The organism is Nostoc sp. XA010, assembly GCF_020829625.1.
Taxonomy (GTDB): domain Bacteria; phylum Cyanobacteriota; class Cyanobacteriia; order Cyanobacteriales; family Nostocaceae; genus Nostoc.
Genome location: NZ_JAIVFX010000047.1, coordinates 1 through 22,295 on the forward strand (window position 1 = coordinate 1; position 22,295 = coordinate 22,295).

Genomic DNA, 22,295 nt, shown 5'->3' on the forward strand with positions numbered 1-22,295 from the left:
CAAGCGGTCGCGTCATCAGCACTTGGGCTGATGTAATCAACCGGGCTAACCTGGGTATGGAAGTAATGCACGAGCGTAACGCTCACAACTTCCCCTTAGATTTGGCGGCTTTAGATGTTGCTCCTGTGGCTCTGACTGCTCCTGCTATCAACGGTTAATCTAATCTGAGATACGCTATTCAGGCTTATCTAATCTATAAGTAAAAGACGCTCTCCCGAAAGGGGGGGCGTTTTTGCATTGGGTTAATTAGTACATTTTTTTGAGGTGCTATAGTTCAGAACTTAGGAAATAATTATCAAAAAGTAAATTTTACGGGTAATAATTGCTAGCAGCGCAGATAATTGCCTCAAACCTCAACTATAAGGAGAAGCCAGGAAATGATTTTACACCGTGGGCGTAGGGTAGTAGCTGCTTTGTTGCTGTCAGTTTTATTACTGACAACAGCCTGTACCCCAAAAGCACCTGGACGTTTTGACCAGGCGCAAAAAGAAAGCACTCAACAAAAAAAGGGTCTTGCGGTTGCTAAAAATGCAACTCAGGGTAGCCAATTTAATAAACTTTTCCCTAATTCAGGCGATGGTTACCAGCGCGTCTATAGCCAAGAGAAAAAAGGCTTTGCAGAAGCGAAGTTGAAAAAAGGCGGTAAAGATATAGCATTACTGTCTATTTCTGATACCACCAGCACGCCTAGTGCAGCAGCAAAGTTCTCGAAGAGTGCCAAAAAAATTGGCGGTTATCCCGCAGTGGAAGTTGGTAAGACGCAAACTGCAATTTTGGTAGGCAAGTACCAAGTAAAAGCACTTTCCCGTGATTCGTCATTTACAGCTAGCGATCGCGCAGATTGGCTAGAGAAGTTTAATCTTAATGGTCTGGCTAAACTGAAATGATTTGCAGTACGAACATTCAGATAACAAAACCTAAATAAGGAGATTTTTGTGAGCAAATCGATTGCTGATTTGGTTGATCAATTGCCAACCGGTGGCTTGACCATTTCTATGTTAAAGTCCCTTGATTTTGTTGCTCCTGGAGAGTGGCAAAATACTGTCGGCTTTGTCAACACCATTAAGACTGTTACTGGCGAAGACGACGAAGATTTAATTCAACAAATTGGTGAGCGAGCAATTTATCTATTTAACGATAAATCCCAAGGATACCAAACAGCCTTGTGGTTATATCAAACCGTTGATGGTACAGATAAAGCACTTGGTGCAGCAGCTTTAGCTAACAAAGTTGGCGAGAAAATTCCATTATTGGGGTTTTTAAACTCTATCACTCCTAAACCTGATAAAGCTCAAACCATCGATTTAACATTGAAATTAGTTGCTGAGTTAGTAGCCTTCTGTCAAATTAACGGCATTCCTGGAGATAGTATTGGGGATTTTGTCGCCTCTTTAGGTGAGTATAGTAGTGAGTCACTCATCCGCATGGTGGCATTAGTTTGCGTTGATGGTTTGATACCTCTGGGCCCAGACTTCATTAGCAAAGCGATATCGGGGCTTAATCAGACAAATCCACAAGAATTAGAAAAAAACTCGACTTTTCAAAACATCAAAGATGTGATTCCAGGGAACAATGCTGGTAGTAAACTCAACTTTATTGGCGAAAGTTTTGACTCAGTTAAAGGTTGGATGAGTGGTATTGTCAGCGCGAATAATTTAACGCCACAAAAAGTTGCCCACAACTTGCAAAGTTTTGTCGATGTTGCCGATGACAAGTTAGATTACCTTGCAGCGTTCCTGGATGTAGCAACTAATTATTATGAACACACCGGCACACAAACTTTAGCACGTCGCTTGATTGAGCGAGCGGTGGCTGAGATTTAGGTTGATTGGGAGTGGGGAGCAGAGGAAGAAGAACCAATGCCCCATGCCCAATAGCCCACACCAATTAGGGTAAACGCAAATCTGCTGCGATCGCATATAAGTAAGGTTGAAAAATAGCTAAGTTTTCCAATTTATCAAACTTACCTGTTTGCGAACCTGGGTCAAAGGCAGTGGTAATTACGTAAAGTTTATTGCCATCAAAGGCAACATGGCCGATATGTTGCTCTTGTACTCCACCTTTTTGCTTGAGTCCGGCGAAACCATAGCGGATTCCCTGAAGCTTTCCAACGGGTACTGGTTGGGGTGGGTAGGTTAAGAAAGTAATCTCTTTTCCATATTCACCCTGACGGTCTTTGGCAAAAGCAGCATAGTGGTCTGCAACCCAAGCCTTGAGTGCTGATAATATCTGGGTTTGATATTTGGAACTTTGGTAGTCCACTTGGGAACCAGGTGGAATACCAACAGCTACGAGTTTCTTTTGGAAATCATCGTTGTTTGCTAATGGGTAAACGTTAATCTCAACTGTACCCAAAAGTTCCTTTTTGGACGAAACACACAATAAAGGCGCATTTCCCTTACAAGGAGCAACTTGCCAATTTGTTGGAGCAGCATTATTTCCCAGAATTTTCTGCCAGATATTTCCCTCATTAGGGTTAGGAAGTTTTGCAACGGCGGGGGATTTTACCACTTTGGGTGCAGAAAATAGAGGGAGAACAAATTTTGCTCCCACTGGTATTAACACCAGCAAAATACAACCTAGTAATAAATGATAAAGTCGTAACATTTTCTTGAAAATCCAGAGCCAAGGATTGCAGACTAACGATATCTACAATACTTTATGGATACACAGGAAGATACATTTATATTGCTGCAAATTCCGTAAATGGAATTCAACAAACTATCGCTCTCTATTACTCTGAAAAAATAAAATATTTGTAGGTTGGATTTAACTTTAGTGTTACCCAACGAAAGCAATGATTCTTAGTATTAGCTTATCCTGCGGGAAGCCGCTTCTCTAGGTGACGCTCTCGCGTTTGCGTCTACTGTCAACTAGCGAGGGTAATACGGCATAGCTATAAAATATTCCAGCAGAGTGCAGCCTTTGGCTTTATCTGCTGGAGACTCTAAATGAGAAATTTTTAGGAATCGACTTAGTAGCGATTATTGTTGCGGCGAGGACTAGCGCCACCCCAGCTACCACCAGAGGAGTTACTTCTTTCCTCACGAGGTTTAGCTTTGTTCACTTTCAAATCACGTCCCATCCACTCAGCACCATCAAGTGCATCGATGGCAGCTTGTTCTTGCGTGTCTGATTCCATTTCCACAAAAGCGAACCCACGCGGCCGGCCTGTTTCCCGATCTGTGGGTAGTTGAACACGATTTACTGTTCCGTATTCTGCAAAAGCCTGCTTTAGGTCCTCTTCTGTAACCTGATAGGACAGGTTCCCGACGTAAATTGACATAGAAATCTCCGAATTCAGGGAGTGTAGATAGTTAAATTCGGAGAGACACTTTTTAGAAATCAAAACGAGTTACTCAACCGAAAATAATCTTTACACCCATGAGTCTACCACAGCCTTCACCCTTTGAATATCGTCTTATTGTGAATTTTATTCACAAATCAAACCTTAAGAGTAGGTTTGTAGACTTCTCCAATGACTGGCTTTTGTTGCTTGTATTATACAAGTTACACTTTTAACATGAAACCACAATCAACTAGCGATCGCGCTGCTATTTAGTGTTTTGAAAATTATGCTGTGGACTAAGGGGTAAAGATTATTATCGGTATTGGGGTTAATCATATCATGATTAACTGTTTTAAAAGCAAATTAAAAAATATTCATCCTGAAATGCCCCATTTAGCTATGCTCAAACTGCGCTAAAATCCTTTCTGCTTCTTTACACAGCACCTCGTGATATTCGCCGTTACTAGCCAGCAAACCTCCCCATTGATTGATATCACCAGTGTTGTACTGCAACGGAGTACCGTCAAAGTGGGTAAATTTACCACCAGCTTCTGTTAAAATCAATTCTGGTGCTGCCATATCCCAATCTTTGGGCGCAGACTTGCCGGAAAGAGAAATATAGATATCTGCCTGTTGCTCGACTATGGTGGCGATTTTGCAACCTACACTGCCCACAGATTTATGATTTTGACAAGGTAACTTTTGTAATAAGTAATCTAAGCGTTGGTTGCGGTGAGAACGACTAACGACTAAGGTTAAATCCTCAATTCGTTTGCCTGACGACACTTGTAAAGGAACAGAACCATCAGGAGTTTCTACAAATGTACCCCCGCCTTTGATAGCGTAATATAACTTTTTAGCCTCTGGGATTGCCACCACTGCCAAAACTGGGCGTGTTTCCTTGACTAAAGCAATATGAACTGCATAGTCTCCAGTTTTTTCGATAAAGTCTCGTGTGCCATCCAAAGGGTCAATTATCCATACCCAAGGTGGGGAAGGCTGTGCTACACCAGTTGGAGATTGATAGGTTTCTTCGCTAATATAAGCAAAATCTTCATTGCCCAAACTTGCTTGTAGTGCCTGCAAAATGTATTGACTTACAGCTACATCGGCGACGGTAACAGGTTCATTTTGTTTATATTTTACATCTAAATTAGGATCTTTTGCAGTCCCGTGATAATACGATCGCAGTATATCTGCTGCGCCCCAACCTACCTCACGAGCGATCGCTAATATTTCTTTTAAGTCTTTCATTAAATTTGGCCTTATTAACTTGACTACTCAGCACTTTAAATCCATCCAGCGCCGAGTGCCAAAAAATTTACAGGAATCAGCAGCAATATTAGCTGCCAGTGCCAGTGCATCAGTAAAGCTTTCCCTTAAAATGTAATGACAAAAAGCACCGTGGAAAATATCTCCAGCCCCTAATGTATCAACTGCTTGAATCTGCGGTACATGTACGATACCAGTTTTGGTGCAACTCAAGTATTCAATTGGTTTTTGTCCGTGGGTAATGGCAATGTGAGGAATGTCAAATCCTCTCAGATAGGTAAAAACGTCTTCTCCAGTCTGGCAGCTAGGGGGATAAAAATTAGCCGAACAGATGGCATAATTTACAAACGGTAGAATTTGCTCAAATCCAGGCTTCCAACTCCCACCATCAATTACTACTGGGATATTCTTGACTTTAGCGATTTGAGCTATGGCATAACTAACCGCCATTTGATGTCCATCAATCAGTACTATATCAACATTTTGCAAAATATCTGGCGGGATAGATGCGCTATTGGCTTGAGTTTTGACAGCATTGATGGAAACTACAGCTCGTTCACCCGTAGCTTGGGTGACAATGATTGAGGAGACAGGCGGTGCTAAATCAGTGGTAGGCTCAAGGTCTGCGATCGCAACTTTGTAATTTGCCAAATCACCCCGAATTAGCTCCGTCATGGGGTGAGAACCCACTACACCCAAGACTGTAGCCTGATTTCCTAAATGGCTGAAAGTCACAGCCGCGTTTGTAGCTGGTCCCCCTGCTGCCACAGTATAGTCAGTGGCGACAATCTTCTGATTATTCTTAGGGGCAGAGTTAGCAAGGTAAATCAAATCTAAGGTTACTAAACCTATAAATAACCCACGATGCGATTTTGGATTTTGGATTTTGGATTTTAGATTATCCATTTGTCATATATTTTCGTATAGGTGCATAAATTATTATTTTTAACTCCAAACTCTTAACTCTTAACTCCTAACCCTTACTCATGCAAACCGATCCAAAACCAAGAACACTTTACGTTGTCGGCACACCAATTGGCAATCTGGAAGATATAACCTTTCGGGCGGTGCGAATTTTACAGACTGTAGATATCATTGCTGCGGAAGACACTCGTCATACTGGGAAATTATTACAGCATTTTCAAGTTAAGACTCCCCAGGTGAGTTACCACGAACACAATCGTACCAGCCGCATCCCAGAATTATTAGAGCATTTAGTTAACAATAAAGCGATCGCTCTGGTGAGCGATGCTGGAATGCCAGGAATTTCCGATCCTGGATATGAACTGGTGAAAGCCTGTATTGAGGCGGGAATTACAGTAGTTCCCATTCCTGGCGCTAGTGCAGCAATTACGGCATTGAGTGCATCTGGATTACCAACGGATCGGTTTGTCTTTGAAGGCTTTCTCCCAGCTAAAAGTCAACAGAGACAAGAATATTTAGAATCTCTGCAAACAGAATCTCGTACATTGATTTTTTACGAATCACCCCACCGTTTGCGAGATACTTTACAAGACTTAGCTCTTGTTTGGGGAAGCGATCGCCAAATTGTGTTAGGGCGGGAGTTAACTAAATTGTATGAGGAATTTTGGCGGGGGACAATTGCCGAGGCGATCGCTCACTATAACCAACGAGAACCCCAAGGTGAATATACATTAGTAGTGGCAGGAATTCCAGCTAGTCAGCCCCAACTCACAGAAGAGGAACTGAAAGCCGAATTGAAACAGTTAATTAGTCAGGGGATATCGCGATCGCAAGCTAGCCGTCAGTTAGCAAAATTTACCTCCCTTCCCCGTCGTCAACTTTATCAACTAGCTCTTTCTATAGTCGTCACTACTGAGTTGTGAGCAACTAATACCGCAAGGCGGAAGTCAACCCCTACGGGGAAGTCAAAAGTCAAAAGTTACGCATAATAATTGTATTCCGAGCTTCTTGCGCCATTTGAAATGGTATCTTTATTTACCCTGTGGTGTACTAATGCCGCTTTTGTATAATCACAATATTTGCAAAAGCGATGCTCCCGACTCTAAGTTATGCACAACCGTAACTAGGAGGCAAATACTAACTTTGTATATTTATCCTCAAAGACAACCTGATGAATATTCAAATGATATCTAAAGATTTTTGATATTAGTTCTCTAGATAGATCAGGAATTTTGGATGAAAACTTTAATATGAAATAGTCAAAAGCAAACAAATAAGATTCTCAACAAAGGAGAAATTCAATGGGTAACATTATTGCTTGGCTGGTTTTGGGTTTAATTGCAGGTGCGTTAGCTAAGTTATTTTATCCAGGAACCCAAGGTGGCGGTATTGTCTCCACCATCATATTAGGAATACTTGGAGCAGTAGTCGGTGGTTATTTGGGTCAAACCTTACTAGGCAGTGGTTCGGCAGCAGCCGCATCTGCTGGAGCGTTCTCCCTTGGAAGCATTTTATTTGCTGTTCTTGGCGCTATGCTACTAATTTTCATTTGGGGTTTAGTGACTCGGCGATCAGCGTAATTGCCTCCTATCAGCTAACACTCTTGGGAATTGCTTAAAACTGCAATAAACCGATAAAATGACATTAGAAAAAGAGCGGACAACTATAGGAGTTTTCGCTAGGTGTTCCGATATAGAATTGGTAGTTCAGGAACTAAAAGCTTCTAATTTTCCCATGCACAAAGTTTCTATAATTGCACGGAATGTAGAAGAAGAAAGCGATATTGCTAGTGTTGAAGTTAAAGTTCGCACTGGCAAGAATATATCCTCAGAAAATGCCGAAGCCTTTACAAGTGGTGCTTTAGGCGGTGTTAGTGGCTTATTAGTGGGTTTAATCCTCTGGGTAATTCCTGGTATAGGACGAGTCTTTCTAGCCGGAGCAGAAGCAACTGCGATCGCTGCTACTTTAACAGGTGATGCGATCAATGCAACCACAGGTGATTTGCATCGTGTGTTGCTGGGTTTAGGGATTCCTAAAGAGCAAGGACAGGGTTACAGCAATCTAGTTTGCAAAGGTTACTATTTGGTGATAGTAAACGGCATAGATATAGAGATTCGTCTTGCTAAAAGAATTTTTAATCGCCGTGATATTCAACAGTGGAGCATTTATGATCCATATTTGACCCCAAATAGCCGCTATAAAAATGCAGTTGGTGTTTTTTCTACGCGCCAAGATACAGAAAAAGCACTTACTGAACTGAAAATAGCTGGCTTTCCTATGGCTCAAGTGTCGGTGATTGCTAAGGATGCAAAGACACTGAATAGTATTACTGAGGTAGATATCAGCAGTTCCCAAGATAATTATCCTACTTTAGGAATTTCTGAGGATCTAGCCAGATATTATGAACATCAAGTGACCCTGGGCAATTACTTATTAATGATAAATAGTACTGATATCTACATGGCAGGTGCAAGAGCTATTTTAGAAAATCACAAAATTGAAAAATTTTGTATCTATAGCACATCTGTAGTTAATGCCAGTAGAAGCGATCGCCAGGTTATTAGTCAATAGGGTTGTGTTAATACCTGATTGTTCTTAGAAAGGCTTTACCCATGAGCGTTTTTTAAACATCAAGGTTAATTTTAAGAGATTTTACACCATACTGGAATTGTACATATTCTCGATAATTTTTAGGAAAGTAGACTGCTTTTCCTAGAAATTACATAATTACTTAAATGTAAGTTGGCTTACCTTCTACAACTTTAAGCAAGCTTCGATCGAAATAAATACTGTTTTAAAAAACTAAAATTAAGTAGGTAAGGGTAATTAAACATAAAATAAAACCTCATCCTCAATTCCTCTCCTTAATAAGGAGAGGGAAGCCGGAGGTGGGTAATTTTTATAATTATTTTGACCATTATAAATGCCATATGACTGCATTATGTGTAACTATAGGGGATTATTAATTACGAATTTTGGGTAGCATTTCCAGAATTTTATCAGCCATAAAAGCTGCTTAAGCGTTACAAAAAAATATTCAGCGCTCCTTAAATTTCCTTAACTTAAATTACTTAATATCCTCAAATCAGTTTTTGCTAACAAGATCATTTTAAAATGAAATTTAAGCTGCAACAGGCTCATCTTGCCGTAAGATAATATCTGTTTCAAATAGTAAAATTGCAGTTTCATAACCAATTCTACCCATTTCTGGATCTGAACCCATTTCCATTTCTATAAGATATGACCAGTATCCCGAGTTAGGACAGTATTGTATTATGGTTCCCAATCCACCGATAAATTCTACCTTTTGTCCTTTGCAAAATTTTGGTCTTGTTAGGTCAAGGACTGCGTTCATAAAAACCACCTTTCTTTAGTGGGACTCTGTTATTGAATTTGTAATATAATCTAAGAAAAACTATTTAATGATCTATCACAGGATTCAATTAAAAAATTACTGAGTGTTCCTTTGGAGATAAGCTATACTATCTCAAAATATAATGTTAAATTAAATATAAAAATTTTATAAAGTTATATGTTTATAATAAAGTTTTTTACAAAATATCCTAATATGTAGATAATTAAAACGTAGTTAATATAGTTTAGAGTTTACAAATTGGACATATCAAAGTAAATCTCTTGAATTTGTATAACTAAAACATAATCCAAATAGTGCCAAAAATATAAATTATTGGAATATCTGCCTGGAATAATGTTGAAAAGTTTGAAGATTGGAACCAAAATTGGAATTAGTTTTGCCTTAAGTTTGGCAACTCTGACCACTATTGGTCTAATCTCCTACCAAAGCACCAATGAGCTAATTGAAAGTTCGGGTAAAGAAAGCCATACCTACCAGGTGTTAAGTCAGCTTGAAGGCCTTAATTTGCAACTGACAAATGCTGAAACTGGGCAACGCGGTTACATTATTACCGGAGAACAGCGCTATTTAGAACCTTATAACGCAGCCATTCAAGTACTAAATCAAAAAGTCAATGAACTTCAAAGGTTAACGGCAGATAACCCCAACCAACAAAATCGGCTTGATATTTTGCAGCCATTACTAACCGAGAGAATGGCTGTAATGAAAGATGTCATTGAGCTACGGCAAAGCCAAGGCTTAGAAGCTTCCCAAAAAGCTGTCCTGACAGATCAGGGTAAGCAGCTGATGGATAATATCCAGAAAGTTATTCAGGCGATGAAAAATGAGGAGAATGCACTGCTGAAACAGCGCTCTCAAAGAGCGCAAGTAGCTGCTCAAAAAACGATCGCCAGCATTGTATATAGTATTCCCTTATTTTCTTTGATTTTAGCTTTGATCGGATTTGTATTGACCAGACATATCTCAGTACCGCTAAAGCAAGTTTCTGATATGGCAGAAAAAATGGCGGATGGGGATTTATTGGTGAGTTTACCAGATAGCGATCGCCAGGATGAAATTGGTGTGTTGACACGCACCTTCAACCAAATGATCGTTAATCTGCAAAATACAAATAAAAAGAATGACGAGCAAAACTGGCTAAAGTCTAACTTAGCTGAATTTACCCAGATGCTCCAAGGGCATCGAAATCTAGAAACTGCGTCTCGCCTAATTTTGTCAAATTTAGCGCCACTGGTTGGCGCATCGCAGGGCGTTTTTTATTTCATGGACTCAATAGACAACGAGCCTGTATTGAAACTATTGAGTACCTATGCCTACAAAGAGCGAAAAAATCTGGCAAATCAGTTTCGTTTGGGTGAGGGATTAGTGGGACAATGCGCCTTAGAAAAACAAAGAATCCTGCTAACAGAAGTTCCTAATGACTATATCCGTATCAGTTCCGGCTTGGGGGAAGCTCCACCGCTAAATATTATTGTTTTGCCTATACTTTTTGAGACGCAGGTGAGTGCTGTAATTGAACTAGCATCCTTTGGGTCTTTCAGCCATCTGCATTTGACATTTTTAGAGCAATTGAGCGAAATTCTGGGTGTATTTTTAAATAACATCGCCTCACAATTGCAAACCCAGCAACTACTTGAAGAGTCTGTTGCTTTAACAGAAGAATTGCAAAACCAGCAAGAAGAACTACAGCAGAGCAATCAACGCCTGGAACAACAGGCGCACGAGTTGGAGGAATCGCAATTTCTTGTCAAGCAGTCTAACGAGGAATTACAGCAACTAAATGAGGAGCTAGAAGAAAAGGCAGAATTATTAGAAGTTCAAAATCGGGAAGTTGCCCGCAAGAACCAGGAAGTTGAGCGGGCGAGGCAGTCTTTAGAACAAAAAGCTGAACAACTGGAGTTGTCTTCTAAATACAAGTCGGAATTTTTGGCGAATATGTCCCACGAGTTACGGACACCGCTAAATAGCTTGTTAATTTTAGCAAGACTGCTAGCAGATAACTCTCTTAAGAACTTGACCGACAAACAGGTAGAGTACAGCCGGACTATTTACTCAGCTGGGACTGATTTGCTGGAATTGATTAATGACATTCTAGACTTGGCAAAAATTGAGTCGGGTACTATGTCGCTCGATATTGAGCAAATTGCTCTTGTAGATTTGGAGAAATCTTTAGAGCAGACTTTCCGGCAAGTTGCCCACAATAAAGAACTCAGCTTTACTATTGAACGAGATGAAAAATTACCACCGACAATTTATAACGACTCCAAACGTCTGCAACAAGTGCTGAAAAATCTCCTAGCTAATGCTTTTAAGTTTACGGAACAAGGAGGCGTGAAGTTACAAATTGGCATAGCAACTAAGGCAGGCGAAGGTGATAATTCCATGATTGCTTTTGCAGTTAGCGACACGGGTATAGGCATTCCAGAGGAGAAGCAAAAGGTTATTTTCGAGGCATTTCAGCAGGCAGATGGCACAACCAGCCGCAAGTACGGGGGAACAGGTTTGGGCTTGTCCATTAGCCGCGAACTGGCTCAACTGTTGGGCGGGAGAATTGAAATAGTCAGCCAACCAGGGCAGGGAAGCACCTTCACTCTTTACTTGCCCAGGCGACATGAAGGGAAGGATAAAAATAGTCTTACTCCATCACCTTCTGGGCCAATCAGCTCTATGCGTGCAGCATCGCTCATCAAAGAAGTGCCAATAGTTGAAAACAGACTCACAACTGTAGATATTTCTCCATCGCCGAAAGTCTTTGTCAGCTTACCCAACGATATCCCAGATGACCGGGAAATCATTCAACCGGGCGATCGCATTTTACTAATTATCGAGGATGATGATAAGTTTGCCCGCATCTTACTAGATATGGCCCGTGAGCAGGGCTTTAAAACCGTTGTTGCCTTACAGAGCAAACAAGGTCTAGCACTAGCGCAACAGTTTAAGCCCGATGCAATTATGCTAGATATCCACATGCCAGAGATGGATGGTTGGACGGTGCTAGATCGTCTGAAGCATAACCCAGATACTAGACACATACCAGTACATATACTTTCTGTTGATGAAAGAAAGCAACGGGGATTACAGTTAGGAGCGATTACCTATCTACAAAAACCCGTTTCTCCAGAAGCCCTAACTCAGGTATTGACAGAGATTAAAGGCTTTATTGAGCGTCAGGTAAAAAATCTTCTCATCGTAGAAGATGATCCCGTACAAGCCCAAAGTATTATCGAACTGATCGGTAATGGCGATGTTCATAGTACAGCAGTGGGTACGGGGGCAGAAGCCCTCTCGATTTTGCGATCGCATCACTTTGATTGTATGGTACTGGATCTCGGCCTACCCGATATGAGCGGTTTTACACTAATTGAGCAAATAAAGCAAGAACCCAGGCTTTTAAAACTGCCGATCATTGTTTACACCGGCAAAGAACTCAGCCGAAAAGAAGAAACCCAACTGCGGGGACTAGCAGAGACAATTATCATTAAAAATGTGCGATCGCCAGAGCGGTTGTTAGACGAAACTGCCCTGTTTTTGCATCGGGTACAAGCAAATTTGCCCCCACCAAAGCGGCAAATACTAGAGCAACTACACCAAAATGATCCGGTGCTGGCGAATCGGACAATTTTGATTGTGGATGATGACCTGCGAAATATTTTTGCCGTCACCAGCTTTTTAGAAAGCTATCAAATGCAAGTGCTGTTTGCCGAAAATGGCAGAGATGGCATAGAGAAACTGCAAACTAATCCTGAGATTAATATAGTTTTGATGGACATCATGATGCCGGAAATGGATGGTTACGAAACCACTCGCGCCATCCGCCAGCAACAGCAGTTTCGTTCATTACCAATTATTGCTTTAACTGCTAAAGCCATGCCAGGCGATCGCGAAAAGTGCATTGAAGCTGGAGCCTCTGACTACATCACCAAACCTATAGATACAGAGCAACTGCTTTCACTACTTCGGGTTTGGCTGTATCGGTGAGCCAGGGAAAGTGGAGAGTCAATAGTGCTACACCAAGCAACGCTTACAGTATTTAGTTTTCAAGGTTCAGGTTTTTAAACAAAGACAGTAATAACTAAAAGCCCACACTGCACCCGATCAAGAGGACAGTGTGGGTAATTTATCCCTGTTTATGCCTACAACACGAATGATACTCTGTGTATCTGGCTAGCGGAACATACTACTGACTGAAGTATCTTCATGAATCCGCCAGATAGTTTCTCCTAAGAGATTAGCTACTGATAGCACCACTAGCTGGGGAAAACGATTGTTTTCTGGTATGGGAATTGTATTAGTGACAATGACTTCCTCAAACAAGCCACTAGATAACCGTTCCATCGCTGGTGGAGAGAACACTGCATGAGTTGCACAGGCGTATACTTGACGCGCTCCTTCTTCACGCAGTAATCGCGCTCCTTCAGCGATCGTGCCTCCAGTGTCGATCATGTCATCCACTAACACTGCCGTTTTGCCTTTAACATCGCCGATGATATTTAACACTTCGGCAACATTATGTGCATGACGACGTTTGTCAATAATTGCCAGTGGGGCATCATTCAGCTTTTTCGCAAATGCTCTGGCTCGCGCTACACCGCCAACATCAGGGGAAACAACCACAAGGTCGGGCAGTTCTTTGCTTGCTAAATAATCCAGCAATACTGGCGAACCATAAACATGGTCAAAGGGGATATCGAAATAGCCTTGAATTTGAGCCGAGTGTAAATCCATTGCTAGAACGCGGTTAGCACCTGCTTCGGTGATCAAGTTAGCAACTAGCTTGGCGGTTATTGACTCTCTTCCTGCCGTTTTGCGATCGGCACGGGCATAGCCATAGTACGGAATTACTGCCGTCACCTGTCGCGCAGAAGCTCGACGACAGGCATCAACCATAATCAATAATTCCATTAAATGATCGTTCACGGGTTGACAACATGGCTGGATTAAATAGACATCACAACCCCGAATCGATTCTTGGATTTGAACGTAAAGTTCTCCATCCGCAAATCTTTTGCGAATCATTGGCCCCAAGTCCATGCCCACATAACGAGCAACTTCTTGAGACAGTTGTATATTGGCAGAGCCAGAAAACAGCCGCAGGCGATGATTATCACTCAGTCCTGTTGCAGATGGTTGCACTTTGAAACTTGCAGAACTGAGCACAGCAGATCCTCTATGTGCATTCATAGCAATATTATCATTAAAGATTTAATAGGTTTAACCGAGAACTCGCCTAAAAAAACATTTGTGAGTTTTATTGAATCTATCCATACAAAATTTAAACATTTTTCCATAAAATTATCATTCGCCAACTGTCTAATTTTTTTGGTAAGCAAACTATTGATAGCTTAACGGACATTTAGTCCATCCACTAGGTCTATAGTTCAAATTTTTGGGTTGAGGTAAACATTGGTGTGGTAGATTCTTCTAAATACCTCATTTATAGCTAACACTAAAGCATTTACAAGTTAAGTGATATTGGTGCTTGTTCTCATAGAGTATAGCACCTTAAACTAAGTACTACAAGAGTAGCTTATGATTCTACCCCTTACGCATTGACAAAAATTGCACTTACATAAATTAGAACACGATAGCAGTGGACACAAGGTATTCACACACAATGAAATTTTTAGATAAAGATTGGATAAATTTTAAATAAAGATTTAATAAAAATATTCTTTATGATACCAAAACATTACTCAACAAGAGTAATATCATCTAGGTAAAGATTTGTAAGTATTTTTACTAAAATAAATTTTAATTAAATGCAGCTAAATGCAGAAAAATTGTTCAATCTAAATTCTCCTGAGACATAAAAGTGGGAAATACTTATGGACTCTCGACGTAATTCAGTAGCAGAAAAATCTTTAACTAGTTCTAAGAAGTCGGCGCACTATTTAGCTGCTATGCGACCGCGACAATGGACAAAAAACCTAGTCGTGTTTGCTGCGCCCTTGTTTGCATTTAGCATCAATGTGCAATCTATACTAGGTAGCCTATTGGCATTTGTATTATTTTGTTGTGCATCAAGTGGCTTCTACTTAATCAATGACATCGCAGATGTTGAATCTGATTGTCAGCACCTTGTCAAATGTAAGGGGCCAATTGCTGCTGGATTAGTTAGTACCCGTGTTGCTAGTGGTATGGCATTGGTGCTGTTGGGTAGTGCTTTGATTTTTGGGTGGTTGCGATCGCCCCAGTTGGGTGCAGCCATAAGTGCATACGCTGTGTTGCAGATCGCCTATAATCTGCGACCCAAACGGATGGTAATTTTGGATGTTGGAGCGATCGCTACCGGATTTGTCCTACGAGCATACGCTGGTGCTGCTGCTACTGGTATTGTTTTATCTAGTTGGTTTTTAATCTGCACTGCAATGCTGGCGCTATTCTTGGGTATTGAGAAGCGCAAAGCAGAACTACGGTTAGCATAAATTAAAGGCAACAAGCCTCGTTCTGTCCTCAAATACTATTCCTTGCCCCTATTGGCTCGCATGGAAAATGTCGTCACTACTTGTACGGTTGTCACCTATACTCTTTGGAGTGCAGACCCTTACTTGCATGGGGCACGCTCTATAGAAATTTAAGGCAATGGCTGCAATGGTGGCTTCCTGCTGCATTTTTGTCTTTACCACCGATTTTATATTACCTGACTTTTTATAACTACTACTTCAACGATCGCTATCATAAAGATGACTACCGCTCTGCAATCCAGTACATTATAAAAAATCGCTCCTCTTCTACAAAGTCAGTAATTTTATTTGGCCATCCCAGATTATTTAGATACTACGGTGACTTTCTCAGTCTGAATGGACACGATTTTGGGAATGAGTTCAGGAAGGGGATTAATGATGAAAAGTTTGCAGAAAAAATTGACAATTTAACAAATCATGCAGATACGGTTTTGATAGTAGTTAATCGTGAACATCTATTTCCCAAAGGATTGATTGAAAAAGAGATGAGCGATTTGTATAACCTGGATTCTCAAGTTAATTTTGCATATTTCAAAATCTCTCGTTTTCTCAAGAAGATAAATTGAATTGAGAATTGAGGGCTGTTAAATGGGCTAGTACCGCAAAGCGGAAGTCAAAAGTCAAAAGTCAAAAGTCAAAAAGCTTTAATTTTAGCCTTTCTGGCTGTTTTAAATGGTAGGTTTATTTCCGCCGACCTGTACTAGAAAATAACCTAGCTCTGGTGGGGGTTTCCCCATTGGGTATAGTAGAATATTGCCGCAGGTAACTGTCCGTCGCCTCTTGGGCTTAAATCTTTGTGGGTGACTGAAGAAGGCAGGGGAGCGGGGAGCAGGGAGCAGGGGGAAATGAAGAAGCAGGGGAGGTGGGAGCTAGGAAAAAAGGGGAAACTTTCTCCTCTGCCCTCCGCACCCTGCTCCAATTCCTCTTTTCCTTCCCCCTTGGCTCCCTTCCCCTGCACCCTGCCTCTTGTTGACTTCCTCCTCAGTTGCTACTACACTCAAGTATTCGATCATGCAACCACCCCTTACAGTTGGCACTGTCTTGCAAAACCGTTATCGCATAATTCAAATTCTCGGACAAGGAGGATTTGGTAGAACCTATCTGGCAGAAGACCAGAGGCGCTTTAACGAACTTTGCGCGATCAAGGAATTGATTTCAACAGCAACGGAGGCTTTGGCTTGGGAGAAGGCACAAGAGCTTTTTCACCGAGAAGCTGCCATTTTATATCAAATTGAACACCCACAAGTCCCGAAATTCCGGGAAAGATTTGAGCAAGACCAACGTTTATTTTTGGTGGAGGACTACGTTGCAGGTCAAACTTACCAAGCTCTGCTGGCTGAACGTCAAGCTGTAGGTCAAACCTTCACTGAGGCTGAAGTATTGCAGTTGATAAAGTTGTTGCTGCCTGTTTTAGAGCATATTCACAGTCGAGGGATTATTCACCGAGATATCTCGCCAGAAAATATTATTTTGCGAGATAGTGACGCTAAACCTGTGTTAATTGACTTTGGGGTGGTAAAAGAACTGGCAACTCGTTTACGATCGCCAGAGAGTGCAATGCCAGAAACCACTGTCGGAAAATTAGGCTACTCTCCTAGTGAACAAATGCAAACAGGGGGAGCTTATCCTAGTAGTGATTTGTATGCCTTAGCAGTAACAGCAATTGTTTTGCTGACTGCTAAAGAACCAAGGGATCTATTTGACGAAAACCAGCTAACTTGGAATTGGCAGCGATGGGCAACAGTTAATCCGCGATTTGCTATAGTGTTGAATCGAATGTTGAATCATATACCGAGCGATCGCTATCAAAGTGCTGCTACTGTATCTCAAGCACTACAATCTTTAGAGCAGCAAGTCAGTCTTCCTTCTTTGAATGCGTCTAACTTGCAAACAATCGCTGTTGGTCGCCGTCCTGATTCAGTACCACCAGCAGCTTTGCCTAAGAAACAACCCGATCCTGTAATTCCACCAAGTTCCACTAGCTCACTCTTGGATAATCCGTTAGCGATCGCAGCAATTGGCATCGCTGTAGTGATCGTAGCGGGATTTGGTTCTTGGGCGCTGGTAAGTTCCATCCGCAGCCAGTCGAAAACAGCAAATGAGACGCTTCCACAAAATTTCCCTTCACCAGTTATTTCTGGTGGTACTACATTCACATCCACACCCACCCCCGAAGAACCTATTATATCTAGTAGGCGGCTCAATCTTAAAGCATCTAACCCAACCACGGTTGCAGATACTCTCAAAACAAATCAAATCATCCGATATACTTTTTTTGGGCAGGAAGGTGACAATTTAACTGCGTTTATTGACCCAGGAAGCAGCGTTTTGCTAACAGTCTTCAGTCCCAGTGAACAACCAATTGATCAGAATGTCCAACAAGTAACATCATATAAAGGCACATTGCTGGTTACTGGTAGATATACTATTGAGTTAACACTGGTTCCCGAAGTTGCCGAAAGCAGTTATAACCTCAATGTTGCATTAGAAACACCAACAGAACCAATACCTACAGAGACACCTATCCCAATACCTACAGAAACACCCACTCCAATTCCAACAGAAACACCCTTCCCAATACCTACAGAGACACCCACTCCAATTCCAACAGAGACACCCTTCCCAATACCTACAGAGACACCTATCCCAATTCCGACAGAGACACCTACCCCAATTCCGACCACTGGTGAAACGCCAAGTTTTCCGCCAGCTGATGGAACACAACCATTTTCTGGCCAAAGAAATTAATGTTAAACACACTACTGATTACTGGAACTGATACCGAAGCTGGTAAAACTGTTTTAACAACAGCCTTAGCAGCCTATTGGCAAAAATATTATCCGCAGCGTAGCTGGGGAATCATGAAACCGATTCAATCGGGGATTGGCGATCGCGAGTGGTATCAAAAGCTATTTACACTAGAACAATCCGCAGAAGAAATTACACCTTTGTACTTTCAAGCACCTTTGGCCCCTCCCATCGCAGCAGCACGAGAAAATCGCCAAGTAGATCTAGCAGTAGTTTGGCAAGCTTTATCTAAATTGCGATCGCAACGTGATTTTGTACTTGTAGAAGCCTTGGGTGGGTTAGGTTCGCCTGTAACTGAAGAATTAACCGTAGCCGATTTAGCCGGAGAATGGCGTTTACCAACGGTATTGGTAGTGCCAGTTAGATTAGGTGCGATCGCTCAAGCAGTGGCGAACGTAGCATTAGCTAGACAATCGCGCATCAATCTTAAAGGCATTGTTCTCAACTGCGTACAACCTCGAACTGATGCAGAAATAGCTGACTGGACACCACAGCAATTGATTCAATCACTTACTAACACACCAGTTTTAGGCTGCTTACCCTATTTAGATAACCTGAGTGATTTAGATAAACTTGCTCAAGTAGCATCAGATTTAGATTGGGAAACACTGACACATTCAGAACGATAAACTGGGAGAATAAACTAAGTTAGCTGCCTTAAGTTAGCTGTACTTAAACTAGCTTGTCTTTATAATGGTTTCTACCTTTCCCAATTCCTCTTCTGTTGATTTATCTCGCATCCGACTTTCGATCCGTTCATTGCAACCACAATTGGTAGAGTGGCGGCGGCGATTGCATCAACAACCAGAGTTGGGTTTTCAAGAAAAAATGACGGCTGAGTTTGTCTCACAAAAACTGCAAGAATGGGGAATTGACCAGCAAACTGGCATTGCCCAAACTGGCATTGTTGCCACCATCAAGGGTAACAAACTCCCCACTCCCCACTCCCTACTCCCTACTCCCCAAGTTTTAGCGATTCGGGCAGATATGGATGCTTTGCCAATCCAAGAACTCAACGAAGTGCCCTATAAATCGCAGCATGATGGAGTGATGCACGCTTGTGGACATGATGGACATACAGCGATCGCTTTAGGTACAGCTTATTATCTCCAGCAGCATCGCCAAGACTTCTCCGGTATAGTAAAAATTATCTTTCAGCCAGCCGAAGAATCACCAGGAGGCGCAAAGCCGATGATTGAAGCTGGAGTGCTGAAAAATCCTAATGTAGACGCGATTATTGGTTTGCACTTGTGGAATAATTTGCCCTTGGGAACAGTGGGTGTGCGGGCTGGGGCGTTAATGGCGGCTGTGGAGTCTTTTAATTGCACAATTTTGGGTAAAGGTGGACACGGCGCACTACCCCATCAAACGGTGGATTCTGTTGTAGTTGCTGCCCAAATCGTAAATGCCTTGCAGACCATTGTCGCCCGGAATGTTAATCCCCTTGATTCGGCTGTGGTGACAGTGGGCGAACTTCATGCTGGAACTAAGGGAAATGTGATTGCTGATACAGCGAGAATGAGCGCCACTGTCAGGTATTTTAATCCTAGTTTGAAAGGCTTTTTTAACCAGCGTGTCGAGCAGATTATTGCTGGAATTTGTCAAAGTCATGGTGCCAGTTATGACTTTGAATACTGGTCACTTTATCCACCAGTCATTAATGATATGAAGATGGCGGAATTGGTGCGAACTGTAGCAGAACAAGTGGTAGAAACCCCGTTAGGTATTGTGCCAGAATGTCAAACTATGGCTGGTGAAGATATGTCATTCTTCTTGCAAGAGGTTCCTGGTTGCTATTTCTTTTTAGGTTCTGCGAATCCAGAGAAAGACTTGGCGTATCCCCATCATCATCCTCGGTTTGATTTTGACGAAACCGCGTTGGGAATGGGTGTGGAAATATTTGTTAGATGCGTGGAGAAGTTTTTTAGTTGAGTGGGTAGATGGGTATTAATAAATAATTGATAAAATCGATTTAATTTCACCCATCTACTTACTCATTTGCTCATGCCTCGTTCTCGCAGACATTTTTAATCAGGATTTTGCTATCACATCACTACTCGTTGCAATAACCGCGAATTTCGTCTTGTACGTTTAGAGTGTAGGGAAGTTTTTCTGTACGCTATTAAGAAAGCAAAGGATAAATTTGCTTTTAAGCTCTATGCTCTTTGTATTATGAGCAATCATGTGCATTACTTATTGGAACCAGCACAAGCAGAGGAACTACCCAAAATTATGCACTGGTTAAATTGGTATACTGCTATGTGTTTTAACCGGATGCTTAACCGCACGGGACATTTTTGGGAGAAAAGATATCACAGTAGCAGTTTTGCTAATACAGATACTAAAAGAGCGCTCAATACCCTACGCTACATCCACGCCAACCCCAAAACCGCAGGAATGCAACAAGGTTTTTTCTACGATTTTAGCAATTATGGCATTCACGATAGGCTAAGTGATGATGGACTCACACAATGGCATCCAGCGTTTTTAAAGCTGGGTAGAACACTGGATGAGTGTGCTAGTAACTACCGAGGTTTTTGTAAAAAATATCGACCCCAATCAAAACCAGAGAAAAGAAATTACTGGGGAAGTAAGTTGTTAGCTGGGATAGTAGTCAAGCAAAAGACGAAAAAAACATCTCCCGGACAGATGCGTTTACTTTGGGCCGAATGGGAAGTCAATCCTGAAGTAAATTCGGTAGCAACACAGTTCATCCTGGCTAATTGCTATCAGCCGACGTGCCAGGAAGCTCGAAAGCTAGAACCCGCAAGGCTTCGTGGAATATATCTTGTTCACAAAGTTTTACAAATCTCGAAAACCTTTATAGATTACAATTTACAAGTCTGGACGCGAGAGAAGAAGTATATTATTGGAACCTGGGAGATGCCCCTGGGTAGAGTCTAGCGAATAGTTGTAAGCATTCCTGTCTACCCAGCCTTCTTTGTTGCGCCATCCTAAGCGATCGCCCAAAAGACACTCCGTTTCATAATCTACTTTTTTGCTATCGCATTCTAGCCAAATGCGTTTTTGTACGCTAAAGCCAAAATGACCATTGCTGTATTTTACCCACAATTGGTCAATTGTACGTAAGTCTGTGCAGGGAAAATTTTCAATGGATTCATAATCAAGCCAGCCTTGCAGTTCTTTTTTGGCTGCTTTCAGCATGACTCTGGTGGTTTCTTGGTCTGCTGCTTTCCATTGACCCGTTTTGAGTAAATTCTCTAGGTTTTGGTAATTTACCCCCACATCTGAAGCTAATATCACTTCTGTTATATTAGCTTGCGAGGAGGAGAGTAAATTCAACCACTCTTCCATTGTCTGGGGTCGATCTTTTGCCTCTAATGCCATTCCTTTCAGAATTGCTTGATTTACCCCATAGCTAAGGCTGGAGACAAGTTGCTTTGGTGGTACTAATTTCTCTTGTTCATACTTGCGGTCAAAGGAATTGGTGGGGCGTTGTCCAGTGATGGCATAGTACAAAGATCCAGCCAAGCAGTAGATATCAACTGTTGGGTGACGAATTCCTTTCCGTGTTAACTCATAAGGTGCGAATGCTTTGTTACCAAAAGACCTAGACAGGGTACTCGGTGGGGACATATCGCCTGCAATACCAAAGTCTATCAACACGGCTTTGCCTGAGTTAGGAATCCCTGAATTAAAATTGAGCATAATATTGGGAGGAGTAACATCAAGATGAAAAACTCCTTTTTTATGTACATCTACCAAAGCTAAACCCAGTTGGCGGATGTATTTTACAGCTTCAGTTCCAGGTAATTTCCCTTGGCGTTGCACGTATTCCCATAAACTCTCACCTGCTATATATTGCATTTCTAAGCAGTAGCGACCATCTTCTTCAACAAAAAAGTCGAATACTTGCACAATATGAGGATGTGAATCTGTACAACACATTGCTAGCATCTGTGCTTCTTTTTTGAAGCGTTCAAGATATTTGGGATAGTCTCGATCTCGTTGGACACTGATGTTGGGGGTTTTGATGACGACTCGGCGGTTTAGCTTGCTATGCATCGCTTGGTAGGTTAGTGCAAAACCACCACCACCCAACTGTTTTTCTATTTTGTATTTGCCGTTGTATATTAGCTGTCCGTCTTGCCAGAACATACGCCCAGATTTATTAATGGCTAATGTTGATTGTGACACGCTT

At 41.7% G+C, this 22,295-nt stretch carries 19 protein-coding genes and 1 pseudogene; 13 read left to right on the forward strand and 7 right to left on the reverse strand.

All coding sequences use genetic code 11. The annotated features are described in order from the left end of the window. The 3 genes and pseudogenes from LC608_RS32135 to LC608_RS32145 all read left to right on the forward strand — a co-directional run. A pseudogene (locus LC608_RS32135) lies at positions 1-158 on the forward strand (photosystem II q(b) protein); the annotation flags it as partial. A 219-nt stretch (positions 159-377) separates the two neighbouring features. Continuing rightward, positions 378-887, forward strand: a complete 510-nt coding sequence (locus LC608_RS32140) for a hypothetical protein (protein ID WP_229557432.1) — start codon at positions 378-380, stop codon at positions 885-887. 48 nt (positions 888-935) lie between these two features. Then, positions 936-1,823, forward strand: a complete 888-nt coding sequence (locus LC608_RS32145) for a hypothetical protein (protein WP_229557433.1) — start codon at positions 936-938, stop codon at positions 1,821-1,823. Positions 1,824-1,887: 64 nt separating this feature from the next. Here LC608_RS32145 and LC608_RS32150 read toward each other — a convergent pair whose 3' ends face one another. The 4 genes from LC608_RS32150 to LC608_RS32165 form a co-directional block, all read right to left on the reverse strand. Beyond that, positions 1,888-2,607: a hypothetical protein gene (locus LC608_RS32150; RefSeq protein WP_229557434.1), complete on the reverse strand. Its 720-nt coding sequence runs from the start codon at positions 2,605-2,607 to the stop codon at positions 1,888-1,890. A gap of 367 nt (positions 2,608-2,974) precedes the next feature. Further along, positions 2,975-3,286, reverse strand: coding sequence for an RNA-binding protein (locus LC608_RS32155; RefSeq protein ID WP_229557435.1), 312 nt, complete (start codon positions 3,284-3,286; stop codon positions 2,975-2,977). 396 nt (positions 3,287-3,682) lie between these two features. After that, positions 3,683-4,543 (reverse strand): 3'(2'),5'-bisphosphate nucleotidase CysQ, encoded by an 861-nt coding sequence (locus LC608_RS32160; protein ID WP_229557436.1) that lies wholly within the window; start codon positions 4,541-4,543, stop codon positions 3,683-3,685. 27 nt (positions 4,544-4,570) lie between these two features. Continuing rightward, a complete protein-coding gene (locus LC608_RS32165; RefSeq protein ID WP_229557437.1) occupies positions 4,571-5,467 on the reverse strand; it encodes a sugar kinase in 897 nt (298 codons plus the stop codon). Between the two features lie 80 nt (positions 5,468-5,547). On the opposite strand from LC608_RS32165, the gene rsmI reads away from it, so the two are divergent. The 3 genes from rsmI (at position 5,548) to LC608_RS32180 (ending at position 8,056) form a co-directional block, all read left to right on the forward strand. Next, positions 5,548-6,408, forward strand: a complete 861-nt coding sequence (gene rsmI / locus LC608_RS32170; RefSeq protein WP_229557438.1) for a 16S rRNA (cytidine(1402)-2'-O)-methyltransferase — start codon at positions 5,548-5,550, stop codon at positions 6,406-6,408. 378 nt (positions 6,409-6,786) lie between these two features. Then, on the forward strand, positions 6,787-7,065 hold the full coding sequence (locus tag LC608_RS32175) for a GlsB/YeaQ/YmgE family stress response membrane protein (RefSeq protein WP_229557439.1): 279 nt from the start codon (positions 6,787-6,789) through the stop codon (positions 7,063-7,065). A 58-nt stretch (positions 7,066-7,123) separates the two neighbouring features. After that, positions 7,124-8,056, forward strand: a complete 933-nt coding sequence (locus tag LC608_RS32180) for a general stress protein (protein ID WP_229557440.1) — start codon at positions 7,124-7,126, stop codon at positions 8,054-8,056. 550 nt (positions 8,057-8,606) lie between these two features. On the opposite strand, the gene LC608_RS32185 is transcribed toward LC608_RS32180, so the two are convergent. Continuing rightward, positions 8,607-8,840, reverse strand: a complete 234-nt coding sequence (locus tag LC608_RS32185) for a hypothetical protein (RefSeq protein WP_229557441.1) — start codon at positions 8,838-8,840, stop codon at positions 8,607-8,609. A 354-nt stretch (positions 8,841-9,194) separates the two neighbouring features. On the opposite strand from LC608_RS32185, the gene LC608_RS32190 reads away from it, so the two are divergent. Continuing rightward, positions 9,195-12,839, forward strand: a complete 3,645-nt coding sequence (locus LC608_RS32190) for a response regulator (protein WP_229557442.1) — start codon at positions 9,195-9,197, stop codon at positions 12,837-12,839. Positions 12,840-13,025: 186 nt separating this feature from the next. Here the strand turns inward: LC608_RS32190 and LC608_RS32195 are convergent, their stop codons facing one another. Next, the gene (locus tag LC608_RS32195; protein WP_229557443.1) at positions 13,026-14,042 is read right to left on the reverse strand and encodes a ribose-phosphate pyrophosphokinase; all 1,017 of its coding nucleotides are present in this window, start codon (positions 14,040-14,042) and stop codon (positions 13,026-13,028) included. A 644-nt stretch (positions 14,043-14,686) separates the two neighbouring features. Between LC608_RS32195 and LC608_RS32200 the strand changes: the two genes are divergently transcribed. The 6 genes from LC608_RS32200 (at position 14,687) to LC608_RS32225 (ending at position 21,037) form a co-directional block, all read left to right on the forward strand. After that, positions 14,687-15,286, forward strand: a complete 600-nt coding sequence (locus tag LC608_RS32200) for a UbiA family prenyltransferase (RefSeq protein WP_229557444.1) — start codon at positions 14,687-14,689, stop codon at positions 15,284-15,286. 104 nt (positions 15,287-15,390) lie between these two features. Then, positions 15,391-15,891, forward strand: a complete 501-nt coding sequence (locus tag LC608_RS32205) for a hypothetical protein (protein WP_229557445.1) — start codon at positions 15,391-15,393, stop codon at positions 15,889-15,891. Positions 15,892-16,336: 445 nt separating this feature from the next. After that, on the forward strand, positions 16,337-18,073 hold the full coding sequence (locus tag LC608_RS32210) for a serine/threonine-protein kinase (protein WP_229557446.1): 1,737 nt from the start codon (positions 16,337-16,339) through the stop codon (positions 18,071-18,073). After that, positions 18,073-18,762: a dethiobiotin synthase gene (gene bioD / locus LC608_RS32215; RefSeq protein WP_229557447.1), complete on the forward strand. Its 690-nt coding sequence runs from the start codon at positions 18,073-18,075 to the stop codon at positions 18,760-18,762. The genes LC608_RS32210 and bioD overlap by 1 nt, the downstream gene beginning before the upstream one ends. Before the next feature lie 64 nt (positions 18,763-18,826). Then, positions 18,827-20,065 (forward strand): M20 family metallopeptidase, encoded by a 1,239-nt coding sequence (locus tag LC608_RS32220; protein ID WP_229557448.1) that lies wholly within the window; start codon positions 18,827-18,829, stop codon positions 20,063-20,065. 117 nt (positions 20,066-20,182) lie between these two features. Further along, positions 20,183-21,037: a transposase gene (locus tag LC608_RS32225; RefSeq protein WP_229557457.1), complete on the forward strand. Its 855-nt coding sequence runs from the start codon at positions 20,183-20,185 to the stop codon at positions 21,035-21,037. Here the strand turns inward: LC608_RS32225 and LC608_RS32230 are convergent. Next, positions 20,969-22,291 carry a serine/threonine-protein kinase gene (locus LC608_RS32230; protein WP_229557449.1) on the reverse strand — a complete coding sequence of 441 codons (1,323 nt, stop codon included), beginning with the start codon at positions 22,289-22,291 and terminating at the stop codon, positions 20,969-20,971. The two genes, LC608_RS32225 and LC608_RS32230, sit on opposite strands and share 69 nt — an antisense overlap. Between the last annotated feature and the right edge of the window lie 4 nt (positions 22,292-22,295).

Bases quoted from the DNA above. Each gene is read 5' to 3' on its own strand.
- LC608_RS32140 (WP_229557432.1), top strand. From the start codon at position 378: ATGATTTTACACCGTGGGCGTAGGGTAGTAGCTGCTTTGTTGCTGTCA.
- LC608_RS32150 (WP_229557434.1), bottom strand. From the start codon at position 2,607: ATGTTACGACTTTATCATTTATTACTAGGTTGTATTTTGCTGGTGTTA.
- LC608_RS32155 (WP_229557435.1), bottom strand. From the start codon at position 3,286: ATGTCAATTTACGTCGGGAACCTGTCCTATCAGGTTACAGAAGAGGAC.
- LC608_RS32160 (WP_229557436.1), bottom strand. From the start codon at position 4,543: ATGAAAGACTTAAAAGAAATATTAGCGATCGCTCGTGAGGTAGGTTGG.
- LC608_RS32165 (WP_229557437.1), bottom strand. From the start codon at position 5,467: ATGGATAATCTAAAATCCAAAATCCAAAATCCAAAATCGCATCGTGGG.
- rsmI (WP_229557438.1), top strand. From the start codon at position 5,548: ATGCAAACCGATCCAAAACCAAGAACACTTTACGTTGTCGGCACACCA.
- LC608_RS32175 (WP_229557439.1), top strand. From the start codon at position 6,787: ATGGGTAACATTATTGCTTGGCTGGTTTTGGGTTTAATTGCAGGTGCG.
- LC608_RS32180 (WP_229557440.1), top strand. From the start codon at position 7,124: ATGACATTAGAAAAAGAGCGGACAACTATAGGAGTTTTCGCTAGGTGT.
- LC608_RS32185 (WP_229557441.1), bottom strand. From the start codon at position 8,840: ATGAACGCAGTCCTTGACCTAACAAGACCAAAATTTTGCAAAGGACAA.
- LC608_RS32190 (WP_229557442.1), top strand. From the start codon at position 9,195: ATGTTGAAAAGTTTGAAGATTGGAACCAAAATTGGAATTAGTTTTGCC.
- LC608_RS32195 (WP_229557443.1), bottom strand. From the start codon at position 14,042: ATGAATGCACATAGAGGATCTGCTGTGCTCAGTTCTGCAAGTTTCAAA.
- LC608_RS32200 (WP_229557444.1), top strand. From the start codon at position 14,687: ATGGACTCTCGACGTAATTCAGTAGCAGAAAAATCTTTAACTAGTTCT.
- LC608_RS32210 (WP_229557446.1), top strand. From the start codon at position 16,337: ATGCAACCACCCCTTACAGTTGGCACTGTCTTGCAAAACCGTTATCGC.
- bioD (WP_229557447.1), top strand. From the start codon at position 18,073: ATGTTAAACACACTACTGATTACTGGAACTGATACCGAAGCTGGTAAA.
- LC608_RS32220 (WP_229557448.1), top strand. From the start codon at position 18,827: ATGGTTTCTACCTTTCCCAATTCCTCTTCTGTTGATTTATCTCGCATC.